We start from the raw sequence: 19,865 nt of genomic DNA on the forward strand, positions 1-19,865 counted from the left end.
CTCATCATGCCCCCCTAATCTCCCACCATCTTCTAATGACTTTTAATTATTTATTGCCGTAGTTTGGTAATTTCGATTATCAAATGGCACTAAAATGTTGAATATCGCACAAAATCAAAGAGAAAATCTAATCACATATTTGGCATATAAAGTAAATTTTTAATGCACCTAAACACCAAAGCCATCCATAAATTTGGAAAACAAACTACATGACTGATTTAAGAAAAAATGCTATTGCTTTTTTACAAAAAAGATTCCCATCTGCCCCAGTACTAAACAATGAGATAACATTTTTTAGTACCGATGGAAGCGAATCTTTTAAAATATGGCCAATGATTGCTCAGGACCCCCTTTCGGGCATGAAGCAAAGAGCAATAGCAATTGAACAATTAGGAAGTAAAGATGAGATTTATGACATAGCACTACATATGGATAAATTGTTCTCAGACTTGGATTCATCAGTTTATGTGAAAATGGGGAACAGCCTTAAACCAGCAGGAAATGAGATTGATACTAATCAAATGATTTTTTCACCGAGAGTAATTCTTTACACAAATAAAATTATTACATCTATGGAGAACGTATTTCAAACGTTCAACTCCGTAAATACGCTAATTGATCTTATAGATGAAAGTAAAATATACAAAACTCTTTTTGTTTCCTATGGTGGAACCGATGAAATATCCGCCATTAAAATAAATAAAAAGATTAAAGCCAAGGGAATCAAGACATGGTTTTTTCCAGATGATGCTAATCCGGGAGATAAGCTACATCGAATGATGCATGATGGCGTTAACAATCATGATCGAGTTTTGCTGATCTGCTCCAGAGAGTCGCTAAATAGGCCGGGCGTTTTAAATGAAATTGAAAGGATTCTTGAGAGGGAAGCAAGAGAAGGCGGATCAGAAATTCTGATACCCGTTACGCTAGATGATTACGTATACACAGAATGGGCACCGAATCGATCGGATATTGCAAACCAAATAAGGTCAAGAGTAATTATCAAACTAGAAACAGAAAGCGATCAGTTTGATAACTCAATAGAAAAATTGGTAAAAATACTGACTCAAAATGGCTAACGAATTTAATATAAAAATTCCGTTAAACAAAGGCACCAACCGGTGCCTTTAGTTTTTTAATCTCTCACCACACATCAATCCATCTTAAAAAACGTAGCGCGATAATGCTGCAGTTCTGCAATTGAATCTTTAATATCATCCAACGCTAAATGCGCGCCGGATTTTTTTACGCCAGCGATGACATCTGGCCGCCAGCGGCGGGCTAATTCTTTTACGGTGCTTACATCTAAATTGCGGTAGTGGAAATAGTCTTCCAGTTTGGGCATGCCGCGCACTAAGAAGCGGCGGTCTTGGCAGATGGAGTTGCCGCAGATGGGGGATTTGCCTTTGGGTACCCATTGTTCTAAAAATTTAATGGTTTCCGCTTCTGCTTGCTCAATGCTGATTTGGCTTTCGCGCACGCGTTGGGTGAGGCCGGATTTGCCGTGTTGGTTGGTGTTCCAGTCATCCATATTTAACATGATGCTGTCAGGCTGATGGATGGCGAATACGGGGCCTTCGGCGAGGATGTTGAGGTCGGCGTCGGTGACGATGGTGGCGATCTCGATGATCACGTCGGTATCGGGATTCAGGCCGGTCATTTCCAGATCGATCCAGATAAGGTTGTTTTCATTCAACATAGGTAATTCCTCGACAACATGGGTTTTTACTTCGTAAATAGGGCACAATTGCGCGCAGCTTAAAGTAATTACCCAGTCTAGCCAAACATCACCCATTTCACAGGCCAGTTCACCCACGCATGTCCAAACGCAAACTTACTCGCCGCCAGCAATGGCGCATCGATAAAATTCAGGAAGAACGCACCGCACGCGCGGCCAAACGCGATTCTTTGGCCGACGAACAATTAAATGACAGCGATTTGGGGCCTGAACAGCACGGGCTGATCATTACCCATTACGGCACCCAGGTGGTGGTGGAAGCGACCGAGGGCGAGGATGCAGGCAAGCACCAGCGCTGCCACTTCCGCAGCAACCTTGGCTCGCTGGTGACTGGCGATAGAGTGGTGTGGCGCACCGGCAACCCGATGGGTGTGGTGGTGGCGGTTATGCCGCGCGATTCCGCCTTGCAGCGGCCAGACCCGCATGGCGATATGAAAACCGTGGCCGCGAATATTGACCGCATTATGATTGTGGTCGCGCCCTACCCTGAGCCGCACGCGAATTTGATTGACCGCTACTTGGTAGCGGCGAATGCAATTGATATGGAACCGGTGTTGGTGATTAATAAAACCGACCGCATTGATGACAGCACACGCGACAAAATTACCTATCTTGAAACAACTTATCGCAACTTAGGTTACAAAGTGCTTATGGTATCCACCAAGACCGAAACCGGGCTTGATGAATTGCGTGAATATCTCACCCACTACACCAGCGTGTTTGTAGGGCAATCGGGCGTGGGAAAATCATCGCTGATTAATGCGCTGTTACCGGAATCCAATTTGCGCGTGGGCGATTTGTCGGAGCGACAACAAGGTACACATACCACCACCAGCGCGACACTTTTACACTTTCCCGGCGGCGGGCATTTGATCGATTCGCCCGGTATTCGCGAATTTGGTTTATGGCACATGGAAGAAGATGAAGTGCTGGAAGGGTTTATCGAATTCAAACCCTTTATTGGTCACTGTAAATTTCGCGACTGCTCGCATCGCCATGAACCCGGCTGTGCAATTTTAAAAGCACTGGACGATGGCAAGATCAGCGAAACGCGAATGGATTCTTACCGTTATATTTTGCGAACGTTAAACGAAAATTGAATCCCTCCCCTGCCCTCCCTTTTTCAAAGGGAAGGAGACAAACCCACTTTGAAACTGGGTGCGCACAAGAGAGAGGCAACTCCCCTCTAAGTGAAACTCACCCACTTTGAAAAAGGGGGTCGGCGCAGCCGGGGGGATTATTAATCGGTCATTTTTTATTTTTATAAAAGGAACAAATCCATGGCACTACCTTTTGTAATCGAGCCAACGCAACTTGCTGCACTCTTGGCGCAACCGGTGAATAACAAATTATTAATTATCGACATGTGTGCCGAGCAAACGTATTTGCAAGGGCACATCGACGGCGCAATTCACGTTCCGCCGCATAAAATTTTAAGCGGCCAACCGCCGGTACCGGGCAAGATCGCACCGGTTGAACAACTCAATCGCGTATTTTCATTTTTAGGCTTAACACCAGACACTCACGTAGTGGTGTACGACGATGAAGGCGGTGGTTGGGCAGGCCGAATGATTTGGACACTCGATGCCATCGGCCATAAACATTATTCGTATTTGAATGGCGGGCTGCATGCATGGCTTGCGTCTGGCCAATCGCTCACCAAAGAAATTCCGGTGCTTACACCAACGCAAGTCAGCGTGAAAATTGACCCTAAAGTCGTTATTGAAATAACGGATATTTTAGGTGAAATGGATCGCGCGGATTTTGTAGTATGGGATGCACGCAGCCCGGCAGAATATTCCGGTGAACGTATGACCGCGCAAAAAAATGGCCACATTCCCGGCGCGATTAATTGCGATTGGACCAACCTGATGGATCGCGATAACGCATTAAGAATCCGCACCGATGCGCGCGAATATTTAGCAGCGCTCGGCTTCACTGCTGACAAAAGAATTATCACCCACTGCCAAAGCCATCACCGCTCCGGCTTTACGTATTTGGTGGGCAAAGCGGTTGGATTAAATATTCGCGGCTACCACGGCTCATGGGCAGAATGGGGTAACCACCCGACAACACCGGTAGTGCAATAAATCCCCCGCACTTCCAAGAACAAACAAAACAACTACATAAAAATAACTACATACAAACAACTACATAAAAAGTAAACACATCACCATCGCCGGGCTTTAACAAAAGCCCAGCGATTTTATGTTGTTAATTTCCCCTTAGCACTTCACTGGCTGGCTGACGCACAAGGCTCCACACCGATAACAGCGATGTTGCGGCGGCGAGCGCTACAATAATGACAAACGGAAGCACCCAGCCCAGCACAGTGGAATTCAACGTGTAGGATGTTGTTTGTATCCAGATCCATAACGCAAGCAACACCACCAACGCGGCTGCCAAACCTGCGATGACCGGCATCAGGTTATCTTGAAAAATCCGCCACACAATCGTGCTTGGGCGCGCACCAATTGCCATACGGATTCCCAATTCAAAACGGCGTAAACGAACGCTGTAACTCAGCACACCGTAAATACCAATAGCGGCCAACACAAAAGCCAATAACGCCAACACCGCCGCTACGTAAGCAGCGGTTTTTTGGTGAGCAGTCAGCACCGCTAACGCATATTCCGTGGTGCGAAGATTAAAGACTTTTAATTCTGGATGAAATTTTGCGGCGGCTTGGTTAATGTCGATTGCTGTCAGGGTTTTGCCCGGCTTCATTTTAATTAATACCTCGGGCGAGTCGGATAAGGAGGCCTGGAAAAAACGCAGTGATTCGCCACGCACAGGAATTTGCAAATCTTTTACCACACCAATAATTTCAAGCCCTTGCGGATTAGTATCGCCATTGCGGTAGATGGTTTTTCCCAGCACTTGTCCGTCGGGTTGCAGAGTGCGCGCCAAGGATTCATTCACGATAACAACCCTTGCATTTTCGCGCGCTTCAGCGTTGGTAAAGTAGCGGCCCGCCACCAGCGGAATATTGATGATCTGCAAAAAAGAACCATCGCAAAAATTGGGCGTTGCCAGGATTTTTTGCTCGCCGCCAAATTCGGTTAATACGAATTGGGAAAAAGGCGCGTTGTAACTCACCGGTGAACCAATTGAAATGCCCACGGCTTCTACATCGGCACGGCTGGATAATTCCTGCTGCAAACCTACAAACATTGTCTCAAGTTCTTGCGACGACATGTCATCGCGCAGGGTTGCAACGCTCAGACGCGCCTGCAACTGATCTTTGGTTTCATAACCCAAGGGCTTATGAATTTCACGCATGCTTTGCACAAACACCTGCAAGCTCACCGTCAACAAAATGCCCGTGAGCGCGACCTGGCTTAAAATTAATAGCCAGCGCGCGCGTTTTGAAATTTGCAAACCTGTGCCTTTACCGCTGGATTGCAATACACGGTTAAGTGACCGGTAATTAATTTGACGGCTCACCAATGCAGCAAACACAAACGCCAATACCAACGCAACCAGCACCGCAAACACCACCGTCTGGCCATTCAAATGCAACTCATGCAAGCGCGGCATAAATCCGTGTGCGGCCACTTTCAGTGCGTGCAGCAATCCGTAGGCAACAATGACAGACAGCACACAAGCCGCCAGCATCAACACAACAATTTCGCTGAGCAAGCTGCGAAAAATATGTATCGGCTGCGCACCCAATGCCGCTTGTATTGCCATAGTGCGCTCTTTATTTGCGGCGCGCGCTAAAATCAGGTTGATCACATTGGTGCCCGCAATCAGCACTAACAACATCACCCCCGCTAACATTAATAAACTCTGTTTGCTGGCCGCGCCTAAAATCAGTTCGTCCAGCGAATGTAATTTAAAACCTATGCCATCTTTTGCTGCATCGATATCCACCGCATTTTGTTTGAAACGCGCAGCCCCCTGGCTACTGATTTCATGCTCAATCGCGCTGAGGCTATAGCCTTCGTTGGGCGTAGCGACCATCATGGTGGCGATTAAATTGGTGTTCCAGTTGTCGCGGAAAGCTTCGGGATAATCGTTGTAATCAAAGGGCAACCAGATATCGGTTTCCATACCTGCCTTGCGCAGTTCGGGCTCAATAAAATCGGGGGCGGTAACGCCAATAATTTTAAATTCTATCTCCATGATATTGAGCGTTTTTCCAAGCACTTCCGGATCTAATTGAAAAATACGCTGCCAGGTGTTGTAACTGATAATCGCCACTGGCTCCATAGCGTAAAGCTCGGCCTCTTGGTTAAAGCGGCGGCCTAATATCATGGGCACATCAAACAGATTAAAAAATTCCGGCGTAACATTCGCGGTCATTAATACCGGGCTGTCAGGTAAGCGCCGCTCAACTGAATCGGTGTAAAACACCAGCGCTTTTTGTTTCAGCTTATCGCTGGGTTGCGAATAAATATCCACCCAACTGGGATAAGGCGCGCCCTTGTCTTTCAACAATTCACCGCTGTGATAGCGCTGGCCTTTAAACACAATAATCTTGTCAGCATCGGGATACGGAAAAGGTGCGGCGAGCAATTGATAATTCAAATTAAACATTGCCACCAACGCGCCGAGCGTAATGCCGAGCGTTAATACAATAGTCACGGCATAACCGCGCGCATTGGCTAACGAGGCAAACGCGACCTTCAGGTCATAGGCGCGCATCACGCCACCACCTTCATGATTTGGGTATCGATAATTTTTCCGTCGAGTAAATGTAATTTGCGACTGGCCATATCGGCGTAGCGCGGGTCGTGCGTCACCATACACAAGGTGGTTCCCTGTGCATTCAGTTGTTGCAGCATTTCCATAACTGCATCGCCGTTGCGTGAATCCAGGTTGCCTGTTGGTTCATCCACCAACAGCAATGCAGGGTTGCCGACCAACGCGCGGGCGATAGCAATACGCTGTTGCTGGCCACCGGAAAGTTGATTAGGTTTGTGCTGTGCGCGATGCGCCATATCCACTATTTGCAAACACTCCACCACTTTTTGTGCAATCGCTTTCTCACCCATTTTTTGGCGGCGATAGCGCAGCGGCAGCGCAATGTTGTCAAACACCGACAGCTCATCAATTAAATTAAACGACTGAAAAATAAAACCGATTTTTTCATTGCGGATATAGGCTGCGTCACTCAAGCTTAAGCGGCTCACGTCGTGATCACCAATAGAATATTGGCCGCTTGTTGGCATATCCAATAATCCCAGTAGCGACAACAGGGTTGATTTTCCACAGCCGGATGGCCCGCAAATAGAAACGAAATCGCCTTTATAAATGTCCAGATCAATGCCGCGCAGTGCATGGGTTTCCATGTCTTCTGTGCTGTAGACTTTGGTGATCCCGGTCATCTTGAGAGTCAGTTCACGCATGGTATTTCCTTTGAAATAAATTATTAAACATTATTTAATCCGCGATCTTTTATTTAATCCACTATCTGAATGCTATTCACATCGTGAAGGCGCGTCATATCCGACAAAATAAAACGATCATGCTCATGTGCGCCTTTTGTAATCTGGATATATTTTCCGGCATCGGCACCAAAACCTAACTCTTGTCGCTCGGCCGATTTATTGTTATCGGCCAACCGGAATAGCGCGTGTTGGCTGTAGTGCTGCACATTCACCGGGCGCTCGATAAATAACGTATCGCTAATGTGGCCGGTCACGATGGTGGCATCCACACTTAATTCAGGCCGTGCCGATGCAGGCACACCTTCGGTAAACGCAATCTCTACTTCAATGGTGCCATCGCGCACTTCTGGCGTGATGCGTGTGAGAACGCCCGCTGCTTGCTCGCGACGAGTGTTAATACTTGCGGCCTGGCCTACTTTAAGTTGCTCCGCTCTAGATTGCGGTACACGGATTAGCGCTTTTAAATCTTTATCGCTACCGACCAACGCCAATTCTTGCCCGGCAATCACACTCTGCCCCAATTCAACCGGCATCCGCTGCACAACGCCTTCAATTCCAGCGCGCACAATTAAACGATCCGCTCGCTGCTGCATATTTTGGTAATGGGTATCGGCCTGGTTAATTTGCTCTTGCTGAATAATCAGCGCTTCGTGCATCACTTCTTTAAGTTGCTCGATACGTTGCGTTTGCAAATTCACTCGCTCTTGCATTTGCTCCAGCTCCAGCAAAGTCGTTTTATATGCGAGCATTGATACTGCGCCGCCCGCTAATTTTTTTTCTGCCTCGCTGCGCAGCTGTACCGATTTAAACCCGGCGGTTAATTCTGCCAACACCGCTTGCTCGGCTAACAACTCGCGCTGGTTATTTAATTTCAGCCGCCGCAAATTGGCATGTTCTTGCGTTAAGGCCATGTTGGCTGCTTTGACTTCCTGTACGAGTTCGGGATTATTCAAGCGCAAAATAATGCTGTCGGCGTTTACTTCTGCACCTGAGCGCAACAATACTTCTGCTACTGTTGCGGGTGTTAATGCGGTGATCAAGGTTTGTTTGTCGGAGCGCAGTACGCCGTAACCATCCACAGTGATTTGCAGATCACCGCGCTGCACTGCGGCCGATACCAATGTACTGCGTTCCAATTTCTGTTGCCCCGCGGGTTGCATAATTGCCACAGCGAGTAAAACAAAAACGATCAATACAGCAACACCAATCAATATGGGCCGATTGAAACGGGGGGGAGCTTTAGGTTTAACAATATCCATAAGGTGTATTTTGTAGTCGCGATAGAGTGCAGGCATTACAAAGTCTGTGCCAAAACCTAAGACGTTGATTTTTATCGCTTTGGTTTTAGTCACTGCAAAAATTCACGCACATGCGTCCGATATCGGACGCTGAATTCCGGAATCGGACGCGTGTAAATCTGTGGATGTATGTGGATGTGTGCAGGGGAATATGTGGGTGTAAATCAGGATGGAGAAGGCTCAAATTGGATAAGCGCACAAGCACCTTGTCCGCTAGAGTTGTTGGCTAACGTCAGATGCCCGCCCATCTGCTCGATGATATGTCGGCTCAAACTTAGGCCTATGCCTTGCCCTTGATGTTTGGTACTGTAAAAGGGCACAAATAAATTATCGGGATTCGCGATGCCCTGCCCTGCATCGATAATGCGAATCTCACTGCCCTGCTCACGCTGTGAAAAAATCATTTCAATCGTACCGGGTGGGCTGCCCGCTTCAATCGCATTTTTAATCAAGTTGATCAGCACTTGCTGCAACAAGACTGAATCCACCCACAATTCGGTTTGCAATCCTTTTGCACGCAATTGTGCATCGGGAAATAGCGCTGCAAGGCGCTGGAATAACGCGCTTGCCTGCAACCACTGGTACTGCACATGCAGAGGTTTATGCAACTCGGCGTAGCGGCTGACAAAATCCTGCAAATGCTGGCAGCGTTCGCCAATTAATTCCAGGGCTTGCTGCTCGCGCTCGCCGGCTAATTTCCCTTGCAAACTTTGGCTTAGCGCCGCAACCGGCGTGAGTGAATTGCGAATTTCATGGCTTAAAATGCGAATGAGTTTTTGCCAGGCTTCCACCTGATTTTCACGCAAGACCGACTGGATATTAATAAAGACCAACAATTGGTAACTCTGGCCTTGATCGAGAAAGCGGCTATGGCGAATTTGCCACTGTTGCGCTTTGGCAGCGTCTTTAAATTGCCACTCCGGTTCTGCAATTAAACCCAGCAATGAAGGCGATGCGTGGCGCATGGTCTGCCAAGGGCTGCCGAATAAATCCGCAAAGGCCGCATTGGCATAACTCAATTGCACGCGATGATCGAATACCACAATCGGTGTATTTAATTGATCAATCAAGCGATACAACAAAAAGAGTTGTTGGTCGTAATCCGTTTTATTGCGCTGTAATGACTCGCCCAGCGCAGTCACTTGCTGATGGAATTCAGCCACTTTTCCCTGGGCGAAAACCGGTTTTGCGTGCAGGCTGTAATCCTGGTTTTGCAGCGCCTCCAATTGCACACTGGCGCGACGAAATGCACTGAAAATTGCGCGATAAATACGGCGGAATACCATTCCATTAAACACAAGCAACAATAGCGCAACCAGCAAGACTTGCCATACCTGCAATGCAAACAATAAAAATGCACAGCACACTAATTGCAATAACAGACCGACAATAAACGCGACCTTGAGCTTGGCCTCTAATGAATTAATTCGCCACATTGTGTTTCTCTAACCGGCGATACAATGACGATTTGGTGATACCCAATAAATCCGCCGCTTTTTGTTTATTGCCATTGCATTCCTGCAGCGCTTGATTGATTAACTGCAACTCGGCTGATTCGAGCGTCATCATCGGCAAGGAATTATTTGCTGCAGCGGTTTTGGTGTGTGCACTCACCGGCAAGCTCAATTGCAGCGCGGTTAATTCGCCCTGCTGTGTAAGTAATACCGCGCGCTCCATCATATGGCTCAGCTCGCGCACATTACCCGGCCAGGAATAAGCCTGCAGGGCTTTCAATGCACAGGCAGATAACACCAGTTCAGGTTTGCGATAACGCTGGCCGTGTTTTTTAACAAAAAACGCTGCCAACACCGCAATGTCTTCCGGACGTTCGCGCAGCGATGGCACACGGAATTCGAGCGTGTTCAAGCGATAATACAAATCCTGCCGAAATGAGCCCTCAGCGATCATCGCCGCAAAATCGCCATTGGTCGCGCTAATGATACGCACATCGGTGCGCTGGGTTTGGCTGGAGCCCAGCATTTCAAATTCACCCGATTCCAACACGCGCAATAATTTTGCCTGCTGCGCGGGCGCGATGGTGGCAATCTCATCCAAAAATAAACTGCCGCCTTTGGCCAATTCAAAACGGCCAATGCGCTGCTCTTTTGCATCGGTAAACGCGCCTTTTTTGTGGCCGAAAAATTCGCTCTCAAATAGCGATTCCGGTATCGCGCCTAAATTGACCGAGATAAATGCATGGGCCGCGCGATGGGAATTCACATGAAGCCAATGCGCCAGCTGGCTTTTGCCAGTGCCATTTTCGCCGGTCAGTAAAATATTGGCATCGGTCGCAGCCACTGCAGCAAGCTGTTGCATGAGTTGGTTCATGGCATCGCTCTGCCACACCAATTCAGGGGCTGCGCCTTCCAGACGCTGGCTGAGCGCGCGGTTTTTTCGGTTTAGCGTTTGCAATTGCAACTGCTGTTGCAGCACTTGATGTAAGCGCTGGTTGTTCCAGGGTTTTTCAATAAAATCGCCCGCGCCTAATTGCATGGCACGAACGATCAATTCGGTATTGGACCACGCGGTCATCGCGACCACCGGAATATCCAACGCCTGTTGTTGCAACCAACCCAGAAATGCCAGACCTTCATCGCCAGAAGTGGTATCCAACCCGAAGTTCATATCCAGCAAAATCAGATCCGCTTTCTGTTGCGCCAACCAGGTTTTTGCATGCGCAGGGGATTCAGCTTCCGCTACTGCAAAACCAAAATCTTCCAATACAAAGCGCGCCGAAAGTCGGACTTCGCGTTTGTCTTCTATGACTAAAATCGTGGATGCGTGCATGACAACCCGTTGCGTTCTCAGGATGGAATAATTCGCATTCTAAGCGCAATCAGGATGAGAGACGGAATTTTTTATGGCGGGAGCTGTTAGGACAAGAACAAAACAACATCAAAACAACAGCAGAACAGGAGCAAATAAATACGCAATGGGACAGGGCACTGCAGCATCATGTCTGTACCCGCATGACAGATACAACAGCCTCTGTCATGCAGGATCAGTTAACCAAAGGTTATGCGCGACGGCGCGCGATACCTAAACCAAGCAAGCCCAAACCGAACATCAACAATACTGATGGCTCGGGAACTTCTACCTTGGGAGGAGTAATACCAAAAACATCCTGTACGTTAGCGGTGGGAATATTCCCCGCCAGGATACGCACTTGGTCGAACACCATGCCGTCACCCAAGATCCAACTAAAGTTTCCTGCAGAGATAAAGTTACCGCGCATTGCACCAACAAAGTCGCCGTTCACTTGAGCCAAGCCTGAGCCATACATGTTGAAGAGCACGTTGTCGGCGCTGACTCCGTCCAGAATGATGCCGGCATCACAGCCGATAAATGCATCTTTACAGAGGAAAAAATCGTTTGAAACGTTAATGACGAATTGGTCGCTCGCACTCCCTTTCAACGTCAGATTTTTACCATTATTCAAATTGATGCTGCCGTTAATGTTGAAGACATTGAGGCTTCCGGTAGCGTTAAGAGTGGTAGAGTCATTGATGGCACCTAGGTTTGTACCTGTCTTACCCAGATTGAGCGCTTGTGTCGATGCGGCACCGATATCGGCAAATATCGCATCCCACTCTGCATCGCTCAATGTGCGGGTTTCACCGGTAACCACCAAGCCTGGCGCAGCATTGATGAATCCACCGTGTAAATCGCCTTCAATGATAGTGCCTGGCGCAGCACCAACTACCCAGCGAGCACCTACGTTGCCGTATACATGCGAGGCAGATCCGAGATTTAAGGAACCTTGGGGAATTTGACCTGCACTGAGCAACGTGTAGTGCTGTGCCAAGCCCAGATCGACAGGCACCGCAAATGCAGCGCTTGAGGTTAATACACACGCCATTACGGCGGATTTAAAAATTTGCTTAATCACATGAACACCTTTGGTTGATTGTCAGGCCTCATGCCGTATTTATAAGATTTGTATGTAAGAGATTTTGTTTTAATAAGTAGTGGCCATTACGGCGACGTTTAAATCAGCAATTTTTGCACCATTTTGGGAAGACCCCACAAAAACAGTGACTTAGATCACATTAAGGATTTTACGGATGACAACGTTGTAAAACAAGCCGACGCTATTTTGTCAGGTTGATATCAGCGCCATCTGACGGGCTATCAGCAACATGAGCGGAAGCATGAGCGGAAACAGGAAAGTAAATGCTGGCGCACAAGCCACCCAATGCAGCGGACTCCGCCAACACCAGCTGTGCCCTGTGCCACTCCACGATGCGGGCGACAATCGCCAGCCCAAGGCCGTGCCCACGGTAACTACTGCCCTGTTCGCTGCGATAAAACGGCTTTAGCACCTTTTCACGTTCGTGTGGCGCAATCCCGCAACCGTTGTCTTCCACATCCAGCCGCAGGTATCCGCCTTCCACAGCAAGGCCGAGATGCACAACGCCCTTGCCGTAATGCAGCGCATTTTGCAAAAGGTTATGAACCAGCATAGCGGTGTAATCAGGGTCTATATCCACCGCCACTGCGCGCGCCTCTGTGGCCAAGTTGAGCGTTATCTGATCGCCGTATACATCGCCATGCAATTGCACAAGCAGATCAGCCAGCACCATCGGGCGGCGCTCAAACGCGATATTGGCCTGCTCCAGACGCGCGTAATTCAGCAGTGCTTCTACCAGCGCTTCCATCGCCGTTAAATCGCGGTTTAAGTGCGCGATATTGTTTTGCTGCGCCTCGGTCAGTTCATCTTCCTGCAACACTTCCAAACCAAAACGCAAACGCGCAAGTGGCGTGCGTAAATCGTGCGAGAGCCCGCGCGACAATAATTTATTGTCCGCGATTAATTGCTCAATGCGCTGCGCCATGCGATTGAACTCCAGTTCAATACTGTGGATGTAAGAACCTGCATCCGGTTCAATGCGCAGGGTTAAATCGCCCGCACCAAATGACTGTGCGGTTTTGCGCAACAGCGATAAGCGGCGCAGCAGCGGATACAACCAAATCAGCACCACTAAAATAACGCCGCCGTAAAATAACAGCGTGAGCAACCAACGCAGCGAGTGCTGCGCATCCTGATGCAATTCTTCCGGCAGGGTTAACGACAACACCTGTTGGTGCGCAGGCAAATAAAAATGCAAGGTCAACTGATCGCCCGATTCCAACAACAGCGGTTCACCGGCAATAAATTTTGCTTTTACATCGCCCGGCAAAGGGAAATTTTTTTCGTCGGTCAATTGCGGCTGCAATGGAATACTGGCCAATCCGGCATGCAAATCGCCGCGTTGCTGATCGAGCGAATATGCCAGTGCTGCGCCCAGGGTTTTATAGGCGCTGAAGGCGGGATCTTCGGTGGCAAAACGCGCGCTGTACCAGCGGTCTATTCCCCACCCCAATCCAACTACTGCCGAAATAACCACTATGAGCAGTGAGAGCGTCAAACGTTGCACAGACAATTACCCGTCATGTTATTCCCAGGCTTCAGGCGAAAATAAATAACCCTTCGCCCACACGGTTTTGATACGCACAGGTTGTTCGGGATTATCGTGCAGTTTTTTGCGCAAGCGCGAAATGCGGATATCGATCGAGCGATCAAAACCATCGTATTCAATACCGCGCAATTGCGTGACCAATTCTTCGCGGCGGATCACCTTGCCCGCATTGCTTGCCAGCAACCAGAGCACATCAAATTCATGCGCGGTAATGGCGACAACTTCATCGCGGTAAAAAACCGTTTTGGCATCGCGCAGGATTTTTAATTGGCCAAAACGCAAAATGCCCTGTGTGGATGGCTCTTGCGGTTCGCGGCGCAACAGCGCTTTCAAACGCGCAAGCAACACACGCGGGCGAACCGGTTTGGACAGGTAATCATTTGCGCCTAATTCCAAACCTAAAATTTCATCTGCCTCCTCACCGCAGGCAGTGAGCATTAAAATTGGTTGCGGATAAAACATACGCAATTCACGGCATACATCAAAGCCACTTTTGTACGGCAGCATCACATCAAGAATCACCAGATCCGGCGCGTGCTGTTGCACATAAGCAGCGACCTGGTCACCACGCGCAATGTGGTGTACACGATAATTGTGCCCGCGCAGATAATTCACAATCCACTCGGCGAGCGATGCATCATCTTCCACCAATACAATACTGGCTTGATGCTCTGTCGTTACTGCTAGCGTATTCATGACTGTATTGTTTTCCAAAAGGATCAAGGCGATGCGTTTTAAAATAAACGCCAGTGGGTTTTTCGGCGGGTATTGGATTTATAAACCCAAGCCACTTCCATAGTGGCTTGTGCCAATAATTGTTGCTGCGCGTTTTTTAATTGCAACACTTGCGATTGCGCGCTGGCAAATTCATACGCGTAATTACCTTGTGCCTGCGCTTGCCAACAATGTAACGGCTCGGGTTGGTCATCGACATACAAACAATAGTTTCCCACCTGTGCACTACTCCATGATATTTGCACACTCTGGTAACACACTTGCCCTTGGTGCAACGCAACACAGCGCACCGGAGTTAACAATACACTGGCTTGCGTTTCAGCTTGATGAGTAGGCGCATCGTCTGCCACACACAATAAAGGCGACAGTAAAATCGCTGCGATGACTAACAATCCTTGAAAAATTTTTGCCATATCCATCGCCGCTAGAATACGTAACTAATGGACGTGGCAATCATGTCGCCATGATTATCCAGAATAAGCGGACTCTGCTCGGCATCTGTTCCTATATCGATACGGCGAACCAGCCCACGCAACACCCACTTTTCGCTGAGTGGATAGGTCGCACCCAGCTCGCCGACATAAGAAACCGCAGACGATGCAGTAAACACCGGAAACCGCTCGGACGCTTCTGCTTCATCAATTGCAAAATAATAATTGGTGATCTGGCGCGAGCGATAAGTTGCACCGACAATGCCGTGAATCGTCCAGTTGCGGTATTGCCAGTGGCGTGCGAGCTTGAGCGAATATAATTCGCCGTGATGGGTATTGCTGATGTCAGTGAGTGCGTGCAGTTGCACAATATAATTACCGAGATACGCCGTTGCGCGCGGCCCCGACATAAAATCGCCACGCCGCCGGTTTAATCCGCGGTAATCGTTAGACTCTTCCGCACTCATTTCATCGTGTTGCATCAGCGCAACCCAATCGATCGCCCAATTTTCACCATTGTGGAAATTGTAGCCGAGCGTAAATTGCTCAAGACTTTGTGAAAATAATTCAGCAAAAAATCCGCGATATTGATAACGCGCATTGATATCAAGAAATAATTCCGGATGGATTTCGTCTTTTTCATTGCCTTCAGGCGCGCCCAGTATGGGGCTGGTATAGGCGGTTACGCCCATACCAATTTCAAAATAACCGCCGTCGCCAGAATCCGGCCCCGACGCACCTTTGCGCACATCGCTGGAAAGATCCCCTGCCAGCGTGGATAACGGCAACATGCCCATGCACACTGACACAACGATAATGAACAACGCGCGCGAACGATTGATCCCCATAACCACTATCAACACCCTAATAATAAAAACGCTAACGACAGATTTGGAACGAAAGACAACCAAGTAAAACGAAAGACAATGACTTAAAACGAAAGAAACCTATTTAAAACGAAAGCGACATACCAACCGCCGGAATAATGCCCATGCCCACTTCATCTTCCAGCTTAAAATCTTGCGCTGACTGGGTGCGTTTGTAATCCAGATTGCGGTCAGTCACATTGCGCCGGTTGAGGGCGTTGAGAATATCAATATTGTAGGTGCCGGTGTAACCCCACAATGTCATATCGCGCTTGAAACGCACGTCAAGCCGCGTGTACACCGGCAAGTTTTCCGAATAAGGCTCACCGTATACCGGCAGTATGCGGCCTTCAAACCAGGGGTTGGGCTGCACACCAACAATTGGCGTAATGGCGCGGCCGGATTGCGCCGTCAAACGTGTGCCCATCGTCCACTGATCATTGAGTTGATAATTCATGACCCAATTCAATACCAACGGTGTATCCAAATAATAATCGCGCTCAACACCTGTCAGTTTGTTGGTGCGCGTACTGCGCGATGCACTGATCGCAAGCCAACCGTACCAGCGGTCGGTCAAACCTTTGTTGATAAAAATATCCACTCCGTACGCATCGCCTTCTACATCGTTGGTATAAAGCGCGCTGTTGTTATTGTTACTGTTGTTAGCAACGCTGCTGCCGTTATTGGCATTCACATCGCTAGCAAGCGGCAGATCATCCATAGTTTTGTAGTACGTAGTCACCGACCAACTCCACTCATTATCCAACTCGTGTTTGATACCGAATGTGTAATGGTTGGAGGTGGGCGATTTCAATTCAGTGTTGCCAATTTCCGGGAATATTTTGTCAATATCCGGCAAGCGATTGTAGGAACCGGCAGAGGTATTGAGCGTCCAGTTGTCGATGAATTCCCACGCAATGGCCATGCGTGGATGGGTAAAGGTTTCATCGGTGTAATTGTTGTAATGGGTTTGCACACCAACATCGACCGCAACCCGATCACCCAGCAACCAATGGTCATTGATGTACGCCGAGTGTTCACGGATATTTACGTCATCTGCCGCTACCAATAATTCACCGCGGCGCAATTCGCAATCCGGATCAAACTCAGTACAGACATAATTGATAAAGCGCGCATCGTAACGGTATTGGGTATCGTGTGCTTCTGCACCCAGCGACAAGGTGTGGCGCTCACCCAACAGCAGATCGTAGTGAACGAGTGCATAATTATCTTCTGTGGTGATATCAAAAAAATATTTATCACCGCCCCAAAATGTATCTTCCTGTTTTTGGTAATGGCCGATTTGCACATCCAGATTGTGGTGCTCATTCGCAGAAAATTGCCAGCGCAAATTTTGGTTATTGAATTGGTTTTTAATTTTGGCATTACCGGCAAAATCCGGCTCTTCCATCACCTCGGTTGAGCGCTCGGTAAATTCTGCGGCGGCCAAATCACTCGCGCCGTTTGCGCTGAGCGTCAGCTTGTGCGCATCGCCAATACGATATTGGTATTTGAATTGGTAGTCGGTATCTTCTGGCGCATCCTGTACACGAATACCGTCTTCTTTGTCGGCCTCGTCGGTATCATAAAAATATTGCAGCAAGCTTGCGCGCGCCGATACATAAAAAGCCGAATTTTCGCTCACTTCACCTTCGGTAAAAATCCCCGCGCGCAAAATAGAGACATCGAGTTTGCTGCTGATATCCTGCGCTTTGGGATCGCGCAGTTTGATATCAAATACACCGCCAATCGCATTGCTGTAACGCGGGCCAAAACCCGCTGAATAAAGGTCGAAGTTCTGGATAATATTTTCATGGAAGATCGAGGTGGAAAAGGCATGGAAGACATACGCAGCCGGTGCGCCATCCACCAAATAGCGGTTGTCACTGGGCGATGAACCGCGCACGGCCGGTGCACCGCCACCATCGCCTTCACTGAGCACACCGGGCAGGCTAAACACTGCCATCAACGGATCACTCAAAGAGCCGGGAACATCAATCATTTTTTGCGCCTGCTCGGTGATAACCGAGTAATCGCTTTGGCGGCCATGTACCAACAACTCTTCGACGGCTTCTTCAGCCAATGAGGGTGTGGTCAGCAAAGGCAACACTATCCAGGAAAGCGCGAATGGCCTACAGAATGTTGATAAGGGGCGTGGTGTGAAGGTGTGCATGGCAGTTTCCTTTTAGGCTGCAAATAAGAGATGCACAGCCTACTGACTGGCCGCCAGCATGGGTGTAACAGTGCGCAAGCGTCTGTATCCGTCTGTAACACTCCTGCGCGATTTATTGCGAAAACAAACCAGTGATTACAAAAATTTATCAAAATGGTCTAAAGAGGACAGTGTCACCCCGCGAGAAGCACCTATACTTTTTTGGTAATCGGAGAGGGATGACTATGAAGTTTCTGAAACCAGCCAGTACCCTGGCTCCCACCAAAAGTACACTGACCAAGCCTTGGAAAGTGGCGATTATCGATGATGAGGAACAGGTGCATGCGGTCACCCAATTGGTGCTTAAAAACACCCAGTTGGATGGACAACCGCTGCAATTCCTCAATGCCTATAGCGCCGAAGATGGTTTGCGTTTATTTCAGGATCACCCGGATATTGCGCTAGCATTTATTGATGTGGTGATGGAAAGTGACGATGCCGGTTTGCAGCTGATCCACAATATCCGCAACGATCTGCAAAACCATTCCACGCGCATTGTGCTGCGCACCGGCCAACCCGGCAGCGCACCGGAAGAAACAATTATCCGCACTTACGACATCAATGATTACAAAAGCAAAACCGAACTGACCGATACCAAATTAAAAACCTGCGTTTATTCGTCTATCCGCTCTTACCGTGACATTCTCACCATCGAGACCAGTAGACGCGGCATGCAGAAAGTCATTGCCGCATCGGACTCGGTATTACGCAGCCAAACACTCCACCAATTTGGCAACGCCATCCTGAGCCATACGGTACAGCTGCTGAATATTAAAACCGCAGAAATGTATCTGGTAAGCCAGCATGTGGATTTATTTGGCGATGCGGAATTGATTTTGCTTGCCGCTACCGGCGATGAAGTCAAACTCAACAATCAATGGGATACCGACATACTCCCACCCGATGTCAAACAATCCATTATTGAGGCCATCGACAAACAGCAATCCTGCGTAACGGAAAATGTGTTTATTGGCTATTACCATACCAATGAAAGCACGCAAAGCGTGCTCTACACGCGCTTCCACGAATCGCACAACGCACAGCAAGATGAAATTTTAAAATTGTTCGCCGCTAACATCACACTGATTTTCCAAAACCTGCACAACCGCGAACACATTCAGGAAACCCAAAAAGAATTATTGTTGGTGCTGGGCGATGCCATTGAGCAGCGCTCCAAAGAAACCGGCTCCCATGTGCGCCGCGTAGCGCTGATGTGTGAACTCATGGCATTAAAATTAGGGCAAACCAGTGAATACGCCGAAATTTTAAAATACGCATCGCCACTGCATGACATTGGCAAAATTGGTATTCCGGAAAGCATTTTGCACAAACCCGGAAAGCTCAATGATGACGAGTGGGAAGTGATGAAAACCCACGCGCAAATTGGCTACGATTTATTGCAGGGCTCTACCCGCACTATCGCCAAAATGGGTGCGCGCATTGCGGTAAGCCATCACGAACATTGGGACGGCAACGGCTACCCCAACGGTTTAAAGGGTAATGCAATTCCACTTGAAGGCCGCATAGTCGCGATTATTGATGTGATTGATGCATTGGGCTCCGAACGCGCCTACAAAAAGCCCTGGCAGGAAAATGAAATTATCCAGTATGTGAGCGAGCGCCGCGGCAAACAATTTGATCCGGCGATTGTGGATGCGGCGCTGGAATTGTTTGAGGCTTTCCGCGAGATTCGCCGCAATTTACCCGACCATACACATCACTGATAAACA

Annotated in this window: 16 protein-coding genes; 4 read left to right on the forward strand and 12 right to left on the reverse strand. The window is 48.4% G+C overall.

The genetic code is table 11. From position 1 onward, the window contains the following. The first annotated feature begins 209 nt into the window (after positions 1-209). A complete protein-coding gene (locus tag VC28_RS11850; protein WP_049630832.1) occupies positions 210-1,079 on the forward strand; it encodes a toll/interleukin-1 receptor domain-containing protein in 870 nt (289 codons plus the stop codon). 74 nt (positions 1,080-1,153) lie between these two features. Here VC28_RS11850 and orn read toward each other — a convergent pair whose 3' ends face one another. Next, entirely contained in the window at positions 1,154-1,699 is a 546-nt protein-coding gene (gene orn / locus VC28_RS11855; protein ID WP_049632362.1) for an oligoribonuclease, read from the reverse strand. Between the two features lie 119 nt (positions 1,700-1,818). Between orn and rsgA the strand changes: the two genes are divergently transcribed. After that, the gene (gene rsgA, locus VC28_RS11860; protein ID WP_049630833.1) at positions 1,819-2,838 is read left to right on the forward strand and encodes a small ribosomal subunit biogenesis GTPase RsgA; all 1,020 of its coding nucleotides are present in this window, start codon (positions 1,819-1,821) and stop codon (positions 2,836-2,838) included. A 180-nt stretch (positions 2,839-3,018) separates the two neighbouring features. Continuing rightward, positions 3,019-3,828 carry a sulfurtransferase gene (locus VC28_RS11865; protein WP_049630834.1) on the forward strand — a complete coding sequence of 270 codons (810 nt, stop codon included), beginning with the start codon at positions 3,019-3,021 and terminating at the stop codon, positions 3,826-3,828. 124 nt (positions 3,829-3,952) lie between these two features. Here the strand turns inward: VC28_RS11865 and VC28_RS11870 are convergent, their stop codons facing one another. The 11 genes from VC28_RS11870 to VC28_RS11920 all read right to left on the reverse strand — a co-directional run bounded on the left by VC28_RS11870 (position 3,953) and on the right by VC28_RS11920 (position 18,096). Then, the gene (locus VC28_RS11870; RefSeq protein WP_049630835.1) at positions 3,953-6,388 is read right to left on the reverse strand and encodes an ABC transporter permease; all 2,436 of its coding nucleotides are present in this window, start codon (positions 6,386-6,388) and stop codon (positions 3,953-3,955) included. Beyond that, positions 6,388-7,092 (reverse strand): ABC transporter ATP-binding protein, encoded by a 705-nt coding sequence (locus VC28_RS11875; RefSeq protein WP_049630836.1) that lies wholly within the window; start codon positions 7,090-7,092, stop codon positions 6,388-6,390. The genes VC28_RS11870 and VC28_RS11875 overlap by 1 nt, the downstream gene beginning before the upstream one ends. A gap of 53 nt (positions 7,093-7,145) precedes the next feature. Beyond that, positions 7,146-8,486 (reverse strand): efflux RND transporter periplasmic adaptor subunit, encoded by a 1,341-nt coding sequence (locus tag VC28_RS11880; RefSeq protein WP_231591734.1) that lies wholly within the window; start codon positions 8,484-8,486, stop codon positions 7,146-7,148. 110 nt (positions 8,487-8,596) lie between these two features. Then, on the reverse strand, positions 8,597-9,868 hold the full coding sequence (locus tag VC28_RS11885) for a sensor histidine kinase (RefSeq protein ID WP_049630837.1): 1,272 nt from the start codon (positions 9,866-9,868) through the stop codon (positions 8,597-8,599). Further along, entirely contained in the window at positions 9,855-11,219 is a 1,365-nt protein-coding gene (locus VC28_RS11890; protein ID WP_049630838.1) for a sigma-54-dependent transcriptional regulator, read from the reverse strand. The genes VC28_RS11885 and VC28_RS11890 overlap by 14 nt, the downstream gene beginning before the upstream one ends. Before the next feature lie 229 nt (positions 11,220-11,448). Continuing rightward, positions 11,449-12,321 carry a PEP-CTERM sorting domain-containing protein gene (locus VC28_RS11895; protein WP_049630839.1) on the reverse strand — a complete coding sequence of 291 codons (873 nt, stop codon included), beginning with the start codon at positions 12,319-12,321 and terminating at the stop codon, positions 11,449-11,451. A 202-nt stretch (positions 12,322-12,523) separates the two neighbouring features. After that, on the reverse strand, positions 12,524-13,849 hold the full coding sequence (locus tag VC28_RS11900) for an ATP-binding protein (RefSeq protein ID WP_049630840.1): 1,326 nt from the start codon (positions 13,847-13,849) through the stop codon (positions 12,524-12,526). A gap of 18 nt (positions 13,850-13,867) precedes the next feature. Further along, positions 13,868-14,587, reverse strand: a complete 720-nt coding sequence (locus VC28_RS11905; RefSeq protein WP_049630841.1) for a response regulator — start codon at positions 14,585-14,587, stop codon at positions 13,868-13,870. Between the two features lie 38 nt (positions 14,588-14,625). After that, positions 14,626-15,039, reverse strand: a complete 414-nt coding sequence (locus tag VC28_RS11910) for a DUF3019 domain-containing protein (RefSeq protein ID WP_049630842.1) — start codon at positions 15,037-15,039, stop codon at positions 14,626-14,628. An 11-nt stretch (positions 15,040-15,050) separates the two neighbouring features. Next, positions 15,051-15,905 (reverse strand): MipA/OmpV family protein, encoded by an 855-nt coding sequence (locus tag VC28_RS11915; protein ID WP_049630843.1) that lies wholly within the window; start codon positions 15,903-15,905, stop codon positions 15,051-15,053. Positions 15,906-16,008: 103 nt separating this feature from the next. Then, complete coding sequence (locus VC28_RS11920; RefSeq protein ID WP_082191518.1) at positions 16,009-18,096, reverse strand: TonB-dependent receptor plug domain-containing protein; 2,088 nt, start codon at positions 18,094-18,096, stop codon at positions 16,009-16,011. Positions 18,097-18,320: 224 nt separating this feature from the next. Here VC28_RS11920 and VC28_RS11925 point away from each other — a divergent pair, with 224 nt between their 5' ends. Then, complete coding sequence (locus VC28_RS11925) at positions 18,321-19,859, forward strand: DUF3369 domain-containing protein (protein WP_049630845.1); 1,539 nt, start codon at positions 18,321-18,323, stop codon at positions 19,857-19,859. Positions 19,860-19,865 lie beyond the last annotated feature (6 nt).

The sequence above is a fragment of the Cellvibrio sp. pealriver genome, from assembly GCF_001183545.1.
Lineage (GTDB): Bacteria > Pseudomonadota > Gammaproteobacteria > Pseudomonadales > Cellvibrionaceae > Cellvibrio.